Below are 15,060 nucleotides of genomic sequence, written 5' to 3'. Positions count from 1 at the left end.
ACCACTCTCCCTTAACGCTTTCACGCGGCAACAGGCTTAGTGGCACGGTTTTATGGCGTCAGCCAGCCCGCAATCTGTGCATGCTGAAGCAGCATAATGGTTTTGCCGTCTCGAATGCGACCCTCAGCGACCATTGCCAGCGCATCCGGAAAGCGTAATTCCAGCACGTCGATTGACTCATCTTCGACGCCACCGCCGGCATTGTCGCGCAACGATTCATTATATTCTGCCGCGAAAAAGTGGATAAGCTCAGTCACGCCGCCCGGCGACATATAGCAGGCATAAAGTTTTTCCACCTCGCCCACCGCATAACCGGTCTCTTCAATCGCCTCTTTGCGGATGCAATCTTCCGGGGAGTCGTCGTCCAGCAAGCCGGCACAGGCTTCGATTAACATGCCGTCGTCGTTACCGTTGACGTACGTGGCGATACGAAACTGGCGCGTCAGGACCACGCTGTTCTTTTCACGGTTGTAGAGCAGGATAGTTGCCCCGTTTCCGCGATCGTAGACTTCGCGTTTATGGCGAATAACCTCGCCACGGCGATCGGTGATGTCATAGGTGTAGTTACGCAGCACAAACCAGTTTTCAGACAAGAGCTTATCTTTGATGATGCTGATCTTAAACGACATGGGGACTCCGCTACCGCATAAAGGGAGCCTTTCATCATAGGGGCAAGCTTGCGGGAAAACTATCCTAATTCGCGGCGTGGCGGGGGCGGTTCACGGCAAAAAAAAGCCAGCCCGGAGGCTGGCCTGATTGCTGCAGAATTTATCAGCGTGAAGTGTCGTCAGCCAGTCGGGTCGGCTGAGGCTCTTCTTCGTGATGATCCTGTTCGGTCTGAGCGACGGCGTGAACGCGCTTACGCACGCCAAACCATCCCAGCACCAGCAATACCGCAATCAGCGGAATGGAGGCGATGGTGTACGTCCCGTTCGGATAGTCAAACGCCATCAGCACCAGCACGCTGAACAGGAACAGCAGCGTCAGCCATGAGGTAAACGGCGCGCCTGGCAGCTTGAAGCTGACATCATCCGCCTTGCCCTCTTTGATCGCTTTGCGCAGACGCAGCTGGCAAACCACGATAAAGGCCCAGGAGGAGATAATGCCCAGCGAGGCGACGTTCAGGACGATCTCAAACACCTGAGAAGGCACATAGTAGTTAAGCACCACACCAATCACATAGACGGCGACGGTCACCAGAATACCGGCATAAGGAACCTGCTGACTGTTCATTTTCGACATGAATTTCGGTGCAGAGCCACCCATCGACATGGAGCGCAGGATACGCCCGGTCGAGTAGAGGCCGGAGTTCAGGCTGGAGAGCGCCGCACTCAATACGACGATATTCATGATGCTGCCAACGTAAGGCACGCCCAGTTTCGAGAAGAAGGTCACGAACGGACTCTGACCCGCCTGATAGGCGTTCCATGGCAGCAGCAGCACCAGCAGCACCACAGAGCCGACATAGAACAGGCCGATACGCCAGATGACGCTGTTGATCGCTTTCGGCAGCATGGTTTTCGGGTCTTTACATTCGCCGGCCGCCGTACCCACCAGTTCGATAGAAGCAAAGGCGAACACCACGCCCTGAATCAGCACCAGCGCAGGCAGTAAACCGTGCGGGAACAGGCCACCGTTATCGGTGATCAGATGGAAACCGGTGCTGTTGCCATCCAGCGGTTTGCCGGTGCCAAGGAACACCACGCCCACCACCAGGAAGATGACAATCGCCAGCACTTTTACCAGCGCGAACCAGAACTCCATCTCGGCAAACCATTTAACCCCGATCATGTTCATGGTGCCGACAATCGCCAGCGCGCCCAGGGCGAACACCCACTGCGGCACATCACCAAACGCGCCCCAGTAGTGCATGTAGAGCGCGACGGCGGTGATATCGACGATGCCGGTCATCGCCCAGTTGACGAAGTACATCCAGCCCGCCACGAAGGAGGCTTTCTCGCCCAGGAATTCACGGGCGTAGGAGACGAAGCTGCCGCTGCTGGGACGGTGTAATACCAGTTCGCCCAGCGCACGCAGAATAAAGAAGGAGAAGATGCCACACACCAGATAGATGATGGCTAATGCGGGGCCCGCAGCCTGCAAACGGCCACCTGCGCCCAGGAACAAACCGGTACCGATGGCACCGCCGATCGCAATCATCTGTACGTGACGGTTACCCATCGCCTTCTGGTAACCAGCATCGTGAGAATTCAGCCAGCGGCGCTTCGCAGCGCGCATCTCACTTGGGGTTTTCTTTTTAGATTTCATAGCATTCCTGTTTGTCCTGACCATCAGTCGTCGTCTCCCCAATGCGGACGTAACGTCCTGCAAAATGGGGGATTTTCCTCTGTGCCTTTGCCCGTGAGTGAGTGCCGGGCAACGCGGGAATTTACGGCGATGAATCCTACCCGTTCTGCAAGAACGAAGCAAAATATACCGGGCAGATGCACAGGCTGATTTGTAAGAATCCATCCTGATGCACAAAAACAAAAAAACCGGCCATTTTCAGGCCGGTAAAAGCTACAGGGATGGAAACAGGAGGGTTGGGTTAGCGATAAATCTCTGCGGTGCCGCTCCACAGGCTGGAGTCGCCTGGGTTATCGATACCAATAACGCGGTAATGGCTGGCGCCCATCTCTTCCGCTTTTTGCGACAACTGGCGATTAGCATCGTCCAGTGAGCCGCGAACGCCAGAGACCGACACGCTGCCGATGCTCTGCATATTCTGCGCCTGTGACGGGTCGACCGGCGCAGCAGCCAAAGTGGCAAAAGAAGCGGTAGCCAGTAATGCGCCCGCCAGTACAGCATTCAGTTTTTTCATTGGATGCTCCTTAATCTGCGATCGGGGTTGAGCTGATGACTGGATGAATTATTAGCCTTGCAATGAAAAGCAACATCGGGGCGATGTAAACCTGTTCCTTTTTTAACCACAAAACGGTAGCCCATCCTGGGAACTGTCAGTTGTGGTCATTTTGTGTGCGAGGTGTAACCGCCTGTGCGATAAACAGGGGATGGATCATTTGCGTTACGTTATTGCGCTCTTATAATTCCCGCACTTTCAACAGGGCCATCCATGTGATTGTTAAACGTTCCGTTACTCAAAGCATCGCTAAGGCGCTCAGCGCCATTGTCCTGCTGTCGCTACTTACCACCGGTCTGGCCTTAGTCACGCTGCTCAGCAGTCAGCGCGATGCGGAGGCGATCAATCTGGCGGGATCTCTGCGCATGCAGAGCTATCGCATGGCATGGGATGCCAGCCGTCAGCCACAAAATCTGGCGCATCATTTTGCGCTCTATCAGCAAACGCTGGATGCCCCGGTGCTGCAAAAGCTGGATCGGCCCTGGGTACCACACGAAGTCAGTGCTCGCTATCAGCGACTGCGTGCTGCCTGGCCTTCCCTGCAGCAGCAGTTGCAGCAGGGTGATACCGTGGCATACCAGCAGCAGGTGCCGATCTATGTCGGTGAAATCGATCGCTTTGTGCTGGGTCTGCAGCGCTATACCGAGCTGAAAATGCGTCTGGTGGCGGCCAGCAGCCTGGCGGGTGTCATCGCGATTGTCGTGCTGGCACTGATGACGATTCGCTTTACCCGGCTGCACGTGGTGCGGCCCCTCAATGCGCTGGTCACGGCCAGTCGCTACGTTGAAAGCGGTAACTTTGCTTTTCCGCCGCTGCACGTTGAGCAGCAGAATGAACTGCGGGTACTGTCGCACGCCTTCAGCGGCATGGCGGCACGTCTGCATTCGCACTACCAGCTGCTGGAGAGCACGGTACGCGCGAAAACGGAAGACTTAACCCAGGCGAATCGCACGCTGTCACTGCTTTACGACAGCTCGCAGATGCTGACGGCGAGCCCGTTGCACCCGGCACTGTTTGAGGCAGTGTTAACCACTGTACTGACGCGCGAGAAACTGACAGCGATCCGTCTTAACAGCGACCAGTTTCAGTTCTGCGCCGGGGATGCTCAGGCTGACGGTGAGTGGCAACGCCTGCCGTTACAGCAGGACGATCAGCAGATTGGCGAACTGCGCTGGCAGTCGCCTGGCGTCACCCATCCCAATGAGCTGATGCGTAGCCTGGCGGCGATGCTGGGACGGGCAATCTGGATCTGGCAGGCACAGCAGCAGTATCAGCAGATGCTACTGATTGAAGAGCGCGCCACCATTGCCCGGGAATTACATGACTCGCTGGCCCAGTCGCTCTCGTTTTTACGTATTCAGCTGACCCTGCTGCGCCGCACTGTGGATAAGGATGACAGCGCCGCCCACGCGATTATCGCTGACTTCGATCAGGCGCTGGCCGATGCCTACCGTCAGCTGCGTGAACTGCTGACCACCTTCCGCCTGACCATTGAGCAGGCGGATCTGGTGGCGGCAATGCAGGCGATGATCGCCTCGTTGCAGGAGAAAAGCGGCGCAGAGATACACTTTAACTACCAGACCGGCCTGCAGAGTCTGGAGGCACAACAGCAGGTGCATGTGTTACAGATCGCCCGTGAGGCGCTGCTGAATGCCATTCGTCACGCCAGCGCGCAGGTGATTCGGGTGGATTATCAGCATAGCGAACAAGGTGAGCACTTACTGACAATTACGGATGACGGGGTGGGAATGAACAGCACTGACGAACCCGCGGGCCATTACGGCCTGACGATTATGACAGAGCGTGCCCAGCGCCTGAGTGGCAATCTGACTATCCATACTCAGCAACGCGGCACCCGGGTCGAACTGCGCTTTCCACCGCAGCCGGCGCGCTCACTGACATAAAGCGCCCGGCATGATGTTAACTTATTCAGATAATCAATCGGTCTCAGCATGCAGCCCAGCGGATACGGCGCCATCTGGTACCAGTCCTGCTCTTCTGCCGCCATCTGAAGCCGATGAAATGGAGAACCTATGCAACAGCCCGCATTAACATTGATGATTGTGGATGACCATCCGCTGATGCGCCGTGGTATCCGTCAGCTGCTGGCGCTGGATCCCCGGCTTGAGGTCATCGCAGAAGCCAACAACGGCACGGAAGCGCTGGCCGAGGCCCGCCGTCAGGAACCCGATATCATTCTGCTCGACCTGAATATGAAAGGCATGTCCGGGCTGGATACGCTGAAGGCGTTGCGCCATGAAGGGATCAGTTCACGCATTCTGGTCCTGACCGTCTCCGACGCCCGCAGTGATATCTTCGCCATGGTGGATGCGGGTGCCGATGGCTATCTGCTCAAGGATAGCGAGCCGGAGATCCTGCTGGGGCATATTCTGCAGGCCTCGCAGGGTGAAAAGGTCTTCAGTGAAGGCGTGGCCCGTTATCTGGCTAATCGCCAGCACAGTGCCGATCCCCTGCGTCAGCTCACCGGGCGTGAGTGCGACGTGCTGCAGGAGGTGGCGCGCGGCCTGTCGAATAAAGAGATCGCGGCGAATCTGCATATCTCCGAAGAGACCGTAAAAGTGCATATCCGCAACCTGCTGCGTAAGCTGGATGTCCGCTCACGCGTCGCCGCCACGGTGATGTGGCTTGAAAGCCGCAAATAGCCAACGAATTTACATTTTCTCCTCAATTTCTCCACGATTTCCCCCGCTGCCGCACGTAGAGTAAATGGCGGCGGAAAATCGTGGATAGACCATCCGGTTTGCCCGCCAGTGCGCCCGTTGCCGCTGGGCCTGAACGCTTATAAAAGTCCCTGAGGAGTGTCGATTTAATGTCGAATTTCTTTATCGACCGTCCCATCTTTGCCTGGGTTCTGGCGATTCTGCTGTGCCTGTGCGGCACGCTTTCGATTATTTCGCTGCCTGTTGAACAGTATCCCGATCTGGCACCCCCCAACGTGCGCATCACCGCCAACTATCCGGGCGCATCCGCCCAGACGCTGGAGAACACCGTTACCCAGGTCATCGAGCAGAACATGACCGGCATCGATAATCTGATGTACATGTCCTCGAACAGCAGCAATACCGGTCAGGCACAGATCACCCTCACCTTTACCGCCGGGACTAATCCTGATGAAGCCCGTCAGCAGGTTCAGAACCAGTTGCAGTCAGCGCTGCGCAAACTGCCGCAGGCAGTACAGTCGCAGGGCGTGACGGTCAATAAAACCGGTGACAGTAATATTCTGATGGTCGCCTTCGTCTCAACCGACGGCAGTATGGATAAGCAGGATATTTCAGACTATGTCGCCAGTAATATTCAGGACCCGTTAAGCCGTATCGATGGCGTCGGCCAGGTAGACGCTTACGGCTCACAATATGCGATGCGCATCTGGCTCGATCCCAACAAACTGATCGCCTACTCGCTGACCACCGACGATGTGGTCAGTGCAATCCAGTCGCAGAATACCCAGGTTGCCGTGGGTCAGGTCGGTGGTCTGCCATCCGTAGAGAAGCAGGCGCTGAACGCCACGGTGAATGCGCAGTCGATGCTGCAGACCCCCGGGCAGTTCCGGGCCATTACCCTGAAGAACAATCCCGACGGTTCCGTGGTGACGCTGGGTGATGTCGCCAGCGTGGCGCTGGGCGCAGAAAAGTATGATTATCTGAGCCGCTACAATGGCCAGCCCGCGTCCGGTCTGGGGGTGAAGCTTGCATCCGGTGCTAACGAGATGAACACCGATAAGCTGGTGCGGGCGCGCATTGAGGAGCTGTCGCACTACTTCCCGCACGGGCTGGAAGCAAAAATTGCCTACGAAACCTCCCCTTTCGTTAAAGCGTCGATCACCGATGTGGTGAAGACGCTGCTGGAGGCGATCGTACTGGTGTTCGGCGTAATGTACCTGTTTATGCAGAATTTCCGCGCCACGTTAATCCCGACTATTGCGGTGCCGGTGGTGCTGTTCGGTACTTTCAGCGTGCTCTATGCCTGCGGGTTCAGTATCAATACCCTGACCATGTTTGCCATGGTGCTGGCGATAGGACTGCTGGTGGACGATGCCATCGTGGTGGTGGAAAACGTTGAGCGCATCATGCACGAAGAGGGACTCTCGCCGCGTGCCGCCACGCGAAAATCGATGGGCCAGATTCAGGGCGCGCTGGTCGGGATCGCGCTGGTGCTCTCTGCGGTGTTTGTGCCGATGGCGTTTTTCGGCGGTACCGTCGGCGCGATTTACCGTCAGTTCTCCATCACCATTGTTTCGGCGATGGTGCTGTCGGTGCTGGTCGCGATGATCCTGACACCGGCGCTGTGTGCCACATTGCTGAAACCCGTGGCGAAAGGCGAGCAGCCTGAACGTCGCGGCTTCTTCGGCTGGTTCAATCGTCACTTCAATCGCAATGCTGACCGCTATGAGCGCGGCGTTGCAGGCATTCTGCGCCGGGGCGGTCGCTGGCTGCTGCTCTATCTCGGCATTATCGGCCTGATGGCATTTCTGTTTCTGCGTCTGCCTACCTCGTTTCTGCCGCTGGAAGATCGCGGCGTCTTCCTGACTCAGGTTCAGCTTCCGGCAGGCGCAACGCTTGCGCAAACCGCCAGCGTGGTCGCGAAAGTCGAACACTATTATCTCACCGAGGAAAAGGCCAACGTGCTGTCGGTCTTCTCCACCATCGGTGCCGGCCCGGGTGGCAATGGGCAGAACGTGGCGCGTCTGTTTGTGCGGCTGAAAGACTGGGAAGATCGGCCCGGTGCCGATCGCACCTCATTCGCTATTATCGATCGTGCGACTCAGGCGTTTCAGAAGATTAAAGAGGGGCGTGTGATTGCCAGCAGCCCGCCCGCCATTACCGGCATGGGCAGCAGCTCGGGCTTTGACATGCAACTACAGGATCACGCGGGTATCGGTCATACGCAACTGATGGCGATGCGCGACAAACTGCTGGAGATGGCGGGCAACGATAAGTCGCTATCGCGGGTGAGGCACAATGGGCTGGATGACAGCCCGCAGCTGCAGATCGATGTGGATGCCCGTAAAGCGCAGGCGCTGGGCGTGTCGCTGGACACCATTAACGACACCCTGACCACCGCATGGGGCTCCAGCTATGTGAACGACTTCCTGGATCGGGGCCGGGTGAAAAAGGTCTATGTGCAGGCTGCCGCCGAATTCCGCATGCTGCCGGACGACATCAACAAATGGTACGTGCGCAACAGCAGCGGCAAAATGGTGCCCTTCTCCGCGTTTGCCAGCAGCCGCTGGGAGACCGGTTCACCACGCCTTGAACGTTATAACGGCTATTCATCGCTGGAGATTGTCGGCGAAGCGGCGAATGGCGTCAGCAGCGGTACGGCGATGGATGAAATGGAAAAGCTGGTCAATGCCCTGCCGCTGGGCGTCGGGTTCCAGTGGACCGGAGCCTCTTATCAGGAGCGCCTTTCCGGCTCGCAGGCTCCGGCACTTTATGCAATTTCGCTGCTGGTGGTGTTCCTCTGCCTGGCCGCGCTGTATGAGAGCTGGTCGATCCCGTTCTCGGTAATGCTGGTGGTGCCGCTGGGCGTGGTGGGCGCGCTTATCGCCACCTGGATGCGCGGGCTGGAGAATGATGTCTACTTCCAGGTTGGCCTGCTGACGGTGGTGGGGCTATCCGCCAAAAACGCCATCCTGATTGTTGAGTTTGCTAATGAGATTAACAGCAAAGGCCGTGAACTGGTGGAGTCGACGCTGGAGGCATCGCGTCAGCGTCTGCGACCGATTCTGATGACCTCGCTGGCCTTTATTTTTGGGGTGCTGCCGATGGCCATCAGTAGCGGTGCAGGTTCCGGCAGCCAGCACGCCGTGGGAACCGGCGTGATGGGCGGGATGATCTCCGCCACGCTGCTGGCAATCTTTTTTGTGCCGCTGTTCTTTGTGCTGGTCCGCCGTCGCTTCCCGCTTAAAGAGAAACCGCACGACTAAAGCTAAATAAAAAGCGGCCACTGAGTTCAGTGGCCGCTTTATTTCTGTGTGTGGTAAGAATTCCAGCAAGTGGGACTGACCTGCTTTAATCTCCACGTGTTACTTATTGCGTAACATCGCTTCGATAAATTCTTTCCAGGTTCCCATTTCAGTGTCAATCATAATGCCCTCTCTTATTGTGCTGGCAATATTACGCGCTTTTTTTAAGCAGGTGAATACGTTTACACCTGTTAACTCTATCGGCAGAGACTATAAAAACATGAATGTTGCTGATTCTGGAAGCTGACGCACATTTCAGCAACCCCTTAACCTGATTGAAGATAATTTATTTTAAGCCCAGCGGTAGACTATTTTATCAACATGGCGAAATTCTTAAGCACGCAGCGATAAGCAGGGTAATAATTGCCTGCGAAATTGATAGCGGTTACCCGCAACGAAATAACGACACGGCGCGCATGATATCCGGACTGATTCCCGCGCCAGCGCGGATGCCGCAACCGATCACACTATGCTAAACTCGCGCTTTGGCTGCTTTTTTCAGCTTTCTCTTTTCACAGGATAATAAGGATCGGGTAATGAGCACGCAGTGGGTGATGTTCGGGATTAAAAATTGCGACACCATAAAAAAAGCCCGGCGCTTTTTGACAGATGCAGGCGTTGATTATCACTTTCACGACTACCGTGCCGATGGCCTGAGCGATGCCCTGCTGCAGGAATTTATCGATGCGCTGGGCTATGAAGCCCTGCTTAACACACGCGGCACGACCTGGCGTAAACTGCCCGAAGCTGATCGTGAAGCGGTTAACGATGCCAGCAGCGCCAAAGCGCTGATGCTGGCGCATCCCGCCATGATTAAGCGTCCGCTGTTGCGTGCTCCGGATGGCTCCCTGCTCGCCGGTTTCAGCGAAGCCACCTATCAGAATGCTATTCAGGAGAAGTCATAATATGTTTTGCCCGGTCATTGAGCTGACGCAGCAGCTTATTCGTCGCCCCTCTCTCAGCCCCGATGATGCCGGATGTCAGGCTCTGCTGATCGCCCGTCTTGAAGCCATTGGCTTTAAGATTGAAACGATGAACATCGACGACACACTGAATTTCTGGGCCACCCGTGGCGAAGGTGAAACGCTGGCGTTTGCCGGTCATACCGATGTGGTGCCGCCTGGCGATGCCAGCCGCTGGATTAACCCGCCCTTTGAACCGACGATCCGCGATGGCATGCTGTTTGGCCGTGGTGCGGCTGACATGAAAGGGTCACTGGCAGCCATGGTAGTGGCCGCCGAACGTTTTGTGGCGGTGCGTCCCAATCACCGGGGCCGCCTCGCCTTCATGATTACCTCGGATGAAGAGGCCAGCGGGACTAACGGCACGGTTAAAGTGGTTGAACGGCTGATGGCGCGCCGTGAAAGGCTTGACTATTGCCTGGTCGGCGAGCCGTCCAGCACGGAAGTCGTCGGTGACGTGGTGAAGAATGGCCGACGCGGCTCAATTACCGCCAACCTGACGGTGCACGGTGTGCAGGGCCACGTCGCCTATCCGCATCTGGCGGATAACCCGGTTCACCGGGCGATGCCTGCGCTGACGGAGCTGGTCGCGACGGAGTGGGATCAGGGAAATGAGTTCTTCCCGGCTACCAGCATGCAGATTGCGAATGTCCAGGCGGGCACCGGCAGCAACAATGTGATCCCCGGCGAGCTGTTTGTGCAGTTTAACTTCCGCTTCAGCACCGAACTCACCGATGAGATGATCCGCCAGCGGGTCGCGGAACTGCTGGATCGTCACCAGCTGCGTTACACCATCGAGTGGAAACTCTCGGGTCAGCCCTTCCTGACCTCGCGCGGTAAGCTGGTGGATGCCGTCGTGAAAGCTGTGGCGCACTATAATGAAATTAAGCCGCAGCTGCTGACTACAGGCGGCACCTCCGACGGCCGGTTTATCGCCCGGATGGGGGCGCAGGTGGTGGAGCTGGGGCCGGTGAATGCCACCATTCACAAAATCAATGAGTGTGTGAAAGCCTCCGACCTGCAGATGCTGAGCCGGATGTACCAGCGCATCATGGAACAACTGATCGCCTGACGGCGATGTTAAGGAGCATCAAATGGAATTTATTAAAGATTACTGGTGGATCCTGGTGATCCTGCTGATGGTTGGCGTGCTGATGAACGTTTATAAAGATCTGAAACGCATCGATCACAAAAAATTTATGGATAACAAACCTGACCTGCCGCCGCATCGTGATTTCAACGATAAGTGGGATGACGACGACAACTGGCCGAAGAAGAAGTAAACGAAAAAGCCCCTGCTATGCAGGGGTTTGAATATGTTGTTAAAGTCCGGCTCGGTGGCGATCAAACCGAGTTGGCACAAGGAACACGGTCAGATCGGAAAGACGCAAAAGCTGTCATCCATGACACGCTCGGCCCGCGCCTTCCATGGCGCGGGACGCTTTCCTCTTCTGACCGTGTTCCCTGCGCTTCGGGTTTATTCGTCGCTGTCAGATTCAACCTGATTTGGTTATGTCATTAGTCAGAAGCCCCTGCTATGCAGGGGCTTTTTTACATCATTGCGATAACGTCATCATCACCCGGTTTTGCGCCGCTTAACGCCTCATCAAAATAGCGTTTTGGCACCGTATAGCGCAGATGATTCAGCGCCAGTTCCATGCTGCGGTGATCGATGGCGTGCGCCAAATCGTCAACGATATCCAGCGTGACGTCGCCACCGCAGGCGGTCAGCCGCTGCTCCGCCTGCTGCGCATGGTACATCGGGATCTGCTCATCATAATCACCGTGGATCAGGTGAATCGTAGTACGGGTGCTCGCTTTCTCTGGCAGGGTAACAAACCGGCCATTAAAGACCACTGCGCGCCCCGCCAGATCCGGATGCGCTTTGACGCCTTCCAGCACCATACTGCCGCCCTGCGAAAAGCCGACTAAGGCTGTCGCTTCGGGCCGCACGCCGCTCTTTTTCTGCCAGTGACGCACCGACTCAAAAAACTGCGGCATTACCGCATTTACCCGCTGCTGGATAGTCTGATCGTGCAGGTCGGTTTCGCCGAACCACTGACGACCCGCGCCGGGTGAGCCAACGGAGACCACCAGCGCGTCGGGAAAGGTTTTCGCAAACCAGTTGCCAATCTCGCCCATTGAATCCGGATTATCGCCAACGCCATGGTAGAGCAGAAACAGCTGTGCGGTGGTGGCAGGTTGTTGAACGATTACATATTTCAGTGTCATGTTGACCTCCTGTGTTCACTCTACGCCGCCTGGCACAAAATGATATGAGGATAATTTGAGGCAGATGGTCGAATTATTTCAACGGACGGTGCAGCGCGTCCGCAGTAACGCCCAAACTTTCGAGGGCTGAAGCCGCCTGCTGACGCAGCTTAGCTATTAACGCCTTGCGGCCGCTTAAGCCCGTCTGCCGGGCCAGGTCGCTTAGCGCATCAGGTGCAGCAACCGCGGCGGCCAGCAGCGGTACGGAGACGGCACTGGCCTCTGCCAGACGCTGCAACACTGGCAGACTCGCCTCCAGTGGCCGCTGCGCCCAGGCAAAACCGACGGCCAGATGGCTATCCTGAGCAGTCAATCCGTCATCTGTGGTCTGATCAAACTGCAGGTCCAGCGCGATATGCTGCCGCAACCGCGACCAGTCACGCGCCAGCTGCTCTGCCGCCCGGCGCGTCAGTGCCTCACCCGCAGCAGAACAGGGCAATATCGCCATCGCTGCGTAGCAGCCGCTGCTGGCTTCGCGCTGACTACCAATTCTTACCAGGGTAAAACCGCAGGCGCGCCAGAACGCCCAGAGTGATTCAGTGTAGCCGAAGCTGACAGAGAGGTAGTCGTGATCGGCAGCCGCATCAGCCGCCGCCGCAACAAGCTGCTGTCCGGTTCCCCGACGACGGCTCTCCGCCGCCACGGCAATCCGGCTGATGCGCTGTGAGCGCAGGATTGCCGCTTCAGCCAGACCGGCATGCGCTGCCAGCGACTGTGCAACCAGATTGCCACGCGGTCGCCGGGTACCCGCCCAGACCGCCTGCGCCAGCTCAGGTTCAAGACCGCCCTCCTCAACCAGCCAGAGCGCACCCTGTAACACGGTTGTATCTCCCGCCCGCCACAGCTGCATACCGGGTGCATCCAGCAGGCGGCGCAGATCAAGCGGCGACGTGCGGTAGTGCGCGCTGGTGAGCAGACGATAAGCGGCTTCCAGCGCGCTGAAATCATGACGTTCAATACGGTGCGGTGTTGCCGGAGTATCGGGCGCAGCGGCGGTGGCATCGTCAAACAGCAGCGCCTGGTTCAGCCACTGCTCCAGCGGATCGAAACGTGACCAGCGCAACGGCTCATCCAGCGTGAAATAGTGTGCATCTGCAAGCCCGGCGCAGAATTTAAGGATAAAGCCGCGTCCACTCCCTTCGTAGCCCTGTACGGTAGTGGTGAGCAATACGTGGGGATAGCGGCTGACCAGCGCCTGCAGCAGCGGTGCCGGAATCGCCGCGGCTTCATCTACAATCAGCCAGTCCGCCGGTGGCGGCGTCTCCAGCGCCAGCAGCGCATCGGGTGCCATAAAGTGAAAGTGCTCCCCGGCAAAGGTGGCCAGCACCTCTGTTGAGGCTTTGGCCGGTGCCGTTACCAGACAATGTCTGTTCTGCCGGGCCAGCATACCCGCCAGGGCCGATTTACCCCGTCCACGGGCAGCGGTCAGCACAGCGACACCCGAGGGCAGCATCATCAGCTGATCGAGTATCGCCTGCTGCTGTTGCGGAGCCTGACAGTGCCACTGCGGCCAGTCACGCTGTGCCGGAAAACAGCAGGGCTGATGCTGCCGCTCCAGCAGCACCTGGTCATCCGCCAGGATCAGCTGTTGCAGGTGGTGAACAAAATGAGGTGTTGCGATGGGTTCAGCGACGTCCGCCCAGCGCAGGCTGTCGCTGTCAGGCTGTTGCGACCACGCTTGCCAGGATGGGACCAGCAGCAGCAGCCAGCTTCCGGCGGTGAGCGTACCGGCCAGCGCCGCGAAAGCCTCCGCATGAAAGCCCTGGCGGGCGTCGAATATCGCATGATGGAATTCGCGTCCCAGCAGCGTGCGAACCGCGCCAGGCTGCCTGTGCAAAGCTGACTCGTCAGAGAATAGCGGCGCCGGACTCAGCGCCAGCCAGTCGCCTGGCAACGCTTCACGCCATGCCGCAGCCCGATCTAAGCACCAGGCCGGGTCGCCGCTGATGACTGCCAGACGACGCGCACCGGCCTGTTGCATAAGCTGCGTTGGGATCATCAGTTGCTGGCGAAGGTGTTGCACTGTCCTGGATCGCCACCATCAAACCCGCGCTTAAACCAGGTGTAGCGCTGCTCAGAGGTGCCGTGGGTGAAGCTGTCCGGCACGACGCGGCCCTGGCCTTTCTGCTGCAGACGGTCATCGCCAATCGCCTCAGCGGCATTCAGCGCTTCCTGCAGATCGCCTGCTTCAAGGATGTTTTCCTTCTGCATGTAGTGTCCCCAGACACCGGCAAAACAGTCCGCCTGCAGTTCCATTTTGACGGAGAGCTGATTCACCTGCTTTTCGCTGGCACCCTGCTGCATTTCACGCACTTTCGGCTCAATGCCCAGCAGTTTCTGGACATGATGGCCCACTTCATGCGCGACGACGTAGCCCTGAGCGAAGTCACCGCCTGCGCCCAGCTTAGTTTTCATCTCGTCATAGAAAGAGAGGTCAATATAGACAGTCTGATCGGCAGGACAGTAGAACGGTCCCATCACCGACTGCCCGGTTCCGCAGCCGGTGCGGGTTGCACCGCGATACATCACCAGCTTCGGCGCCACATACTGTTTGTTCATCTGCTGGAAGAGCTTGCCCCAGGTGTCTTCCGTGGTGGCCAGAATCACTTTCGTGAATTTCGCGGCCTCGTCATCATTGGCACTGACGCTGCGCTGTTGCTGCTGGCTGGTCGGTGCGACGTCACCCCCCGTCAGCAGTCCGGTCAGGTCATATCCGTAATAACCGGCGACTGCCACCACGATCAGCAACACGATACCGCCTTTGCCACGCGGCAGACGAATCTGGCGGCCTCCGCCACCTAAACCGGACGATTGATCGCGACGGTCCTCTACATTGTCGCTTTCGCGACGCCCTTGCCAGCGCATGCTGTATTCCCTCAGTCATTTTTTCAGATGGCATGATTTTAGTTGCGTGACGGAGCAATCACCAGCTTTACCCTGAAATGAAAAGAGGAGAGCCGGGGCTCTCCTCTTTCTTTGTG

12 protein-coding genes are annotated in these 15,060 nt (G+C 57.4%); 6 read left to right on the top strand and 6 right to left on the bottom strand.

Annotated elements, in window-relative coordinates:
• Nucleotides 1-50 precede the first annotated feature (50 nt).
• The 3 genes from nudK to IBT54_RS15640 all read right to left on the bottom strand — a co-directional run bounded on the left by nudK (nucleotide 51) and on the right by IBT54_RS15640 (nucleotide 2,821).
• The gene (nudK, locus tag IBT54_RS15650; protein ID WP_201252430.1) at nucleotides 51-629 is read right to left on the bottom strand and encodes a GDP-mannose pyrophosphatase NudK; all 579 of its coding nucleotides are present in this window, start codon (nucleotides 627-629) and stop codon (nucleotides 51-53) included.
• A gap of 142 nt (nucleotides 630-771) precedes the next feature.
• Entirely contained in the window at nucleotides 772-2,268 is a 1,497-nt protein-coding gene (gene ansP / locus IBT54_RS15645) for an L-asparagine permease (protein ID WP_033783842.1), read from the bottom strand.
• Between the two features lie 280 nt (nucleotides 2,269-2,548).
• Nucleotides 2,549-2,821: a YdgH/BhsA/McbA-like domain containing protein gene (locus IBT54_RS15640; RefSeq protein ID WP_013358677.1), complete on the bottom strand. Its 273-nt coding sequence runs from the start codon at nucleotides 2,819-2,821 to the stop codon at nucleotides 2,549-2,551.
• Between the two features lie 254 nt (nucleotides 2,822-3,075).
• Between IBT54_RS15640 and narQ the strand changes: the two genes are divergently transcribed.
• The 6 genes from narQ to IBT54_RS15610 all read left to right on the top strand — a co-directional run bounded on the left by narQ (nucleotide 3,076) and on the right by IBT54_RS15610 (nucleotide 11,091).
• On the top strand, nucleotides 3,076-4,764 hold the full coding sequence (gene narQ / locus IBT54_RS15635; protein WP_041457013.1) for a nitrate/nitrite two-component system sensor histidine kinase NarQ: 1,689 nt from the start codon (nucleotides 3,076-3,078) through the stop codon (nucleotides 4,762-4,764).
• 129 nt (nucleotides 4,765-4,893) lie between these two features.
• Nucleotides 4,894-5,523: a response regulator gene (locus IBT54_RS15630; RefSeq protein ID WP_013358679.1), complete on the top strand. Its 630-nt coding sequence runs from the start codon at nucleotides 4,894-4,896 to the stop codon at nucleotides 5,521-5,523.
• 167 nt (nucleotides 5,524-5,690) lie between these two features.
• Nucleotides 5,691-8,807: a multidrug efflux RND transporter permease AcrD gene (gene acrD / locus IBT54_RS15625; RefSeq protein WP_041457015.1), complete on the top strand. Its 3,117-nt coding sequence runs from the start codon at nucleotides 5,691-5,693 to the stop codon at nucleotides 8,805-8,807.
• Between the two features lie 575 nt (nucleotides 8,808-9,382).
• Nucleotides 9,383-9,751 carry an ArsC family reductase gene (locus tag IBT54_RS15620; RefSeq protein ID WP_033733485.1) on the top strand — a complete coding sequence of 123 codons (369 nt, stop codon included), beginning with the start codon at nucleotides 9,383-9,385 and terminating at the stop codon, nucleotides 9,749-9,751.
• Nucleotide 9,752: 1 nt separating this feature from the next.
• Nucleotides 9,753-10,880 carry a succinyl-diaminopimelate desuccinylase gene (dapE, locus tag IBT54_RS15615; RefSeq protein ID WP_013358682.1) on the top strand — a complete coding sequence of 376 codons (1,128 nt, stop codon included), beginning with the start codon at nucleotides 9,753-9,755 and terminating at the stop codon, nucleotides 10,878-10,880.
• Between the two features lie 22 nt (nucleotides 10,881-10,902).
• Entirely contained in the window at nucleotides 10,903-11,091 is a 189-nt protein-coding gene (locus IBT54_RS15610; RefSeq protein WP_003848800.1) for a YpfN family protein, read from the top strand.
• 268 nt (nucleotides 11,092-11,359) lie between these two features.
• Here the strand turns inward: IBT54_RS15610 and ypfH are convergent, their stop codons facing one another.
• The 3 genes from ypfH to IBT54_RS15595 all read right to left on the bottom strand — a co-directional run bounded on the left by ypfH (nucleotide 11,360) and on the right by IBT54_RS15595 (nucleotide 14,944).
• Complete coding sequence (gene ypfH / locus IBT54_RS15605; RefSeq protein WP_201252429.1) at nucleotides 11,360-12,040, bottom strand: esterase; 681 nt, start codon at nucleotides 12,038-12,040, stop codon at nucleotides 11,360-11,362.
• A 73-nt stretch (nucleotides 12,041-12,113) separates the two neighbouring features.
• On the bottom strand, nucleotides 12,114-14,078 hold the full coding sequence (locus tag IBT54_RS15600) for a tRNA(Met) cytidine acetyltransferase TmcA (RefSeq protein WP_201252438.1): 1,965 nt from the start codon (nucleotides 14,076-14,078) through the stop codon (nucleotides 12,114-12,116).
• On the bottom strand, nucleotides 14,078-14,944 hold the full coding sequence (locus IBT54_RS15595; RefSeq protein ID WP_033733490.1) for a neutral zinc metallopeptidase: 867 nt from the start codon (nucleotides 14,942-14,944) through the stop codon (nucleotides 14,078-14,080). The genes IBT54_RS15600 and IBT54_RS15595 overlap by 1 nt, the downstream gene beginning before the upstream one ends.
• Nucleotides 14,945-15,060 lie beyond the last annotated feature (116 nt).

It is taken from the genome of Pantoea sp. S62 (assembly GCF_016658625.1).
Lineage (GTDB): Bacteria > Pseudomonadota > Gammaproteobacteria > Enterobacterales > Enterobacteriaceae > Pantoea > Pantoea vagans.
Note: the sequence above shows the minus strand (reverse complement) of the source record. Positions and strands in the feature narration are given on the sequence as shown.

Coding starts and splice junctions, on each gene's coding strand:
- IBT54_RS15595 (WP_033733490.1), bottom strand. CDS start 14,944: ATGCGCTGGCAAGGGCGTCGCGAAAGCGACAATGTAGAGGACCGTCGC.
- ansP (WP_033783842.1), bottom strand. CDS start 2,268: ATGAAATCTAAAAAGAAAACCCCAAGTGAGATGCGCGCTGCGAAGCGC.
- IBT54_RS15630 (WP_013358679.1), top strand. CDS start 4,894: ATGCAACAGCCCGCATTAACATTGATGATTGTGGATGACCATCCGCTG.
- ypfH (WP_201252429.1), bottom strand. CDS start 12,040: ATGACACTGAAATATGTAATCGTTCAACAACCTGCCACCACCGCACAG.
- acrD (WP_041457015.1), top strand. CDS start 5,691: ATGTCGAATTTCTTTATCGACCGTCCCATCTTTGCCTGGGTTCTGGCG.
- IBT54_RS15600 (WP_201252438.1), bottom strand. CDS start 14,078: ATGATCCCAACGCAGCTTATGCAACAGGCCGGTGCGCGTCGTCTGGCA.
- IBT54_RS15610 (WP_003848800.1), top strand. CDS start 10,903: ATGGAATTTATTAAAGATTACTGGTGGATCCTGGTGATCCTGCTGATG.
- dapE (WP_013358682.1), top strand. CDS start 9,753: ATGTTTTGCCCGGTCATTGAGCTGACGCAGCAGCTTATTCGTCGCCCC.
- nudK (WP_201252430.1), bottom strand. CDS start 629: ATGTCGTTTAAGATCAGCATCATCAAAGATAAGCTCTTGTCTGAAAAC.
- IBT54_RS15640 (WP_013358677.1), bottom strand. CDS start 2,821: ATGAAAAAACTGAATGCTGTACTGGCGGGCGCATTACTGGCTACCGCT.
- IBT54_RS15620 (WP_033733485.1), top strand. CDS start 9,383: ATGAGCACGCAGTGGGTGATGTTCGGGATTAAAAATTGCGACACCATA.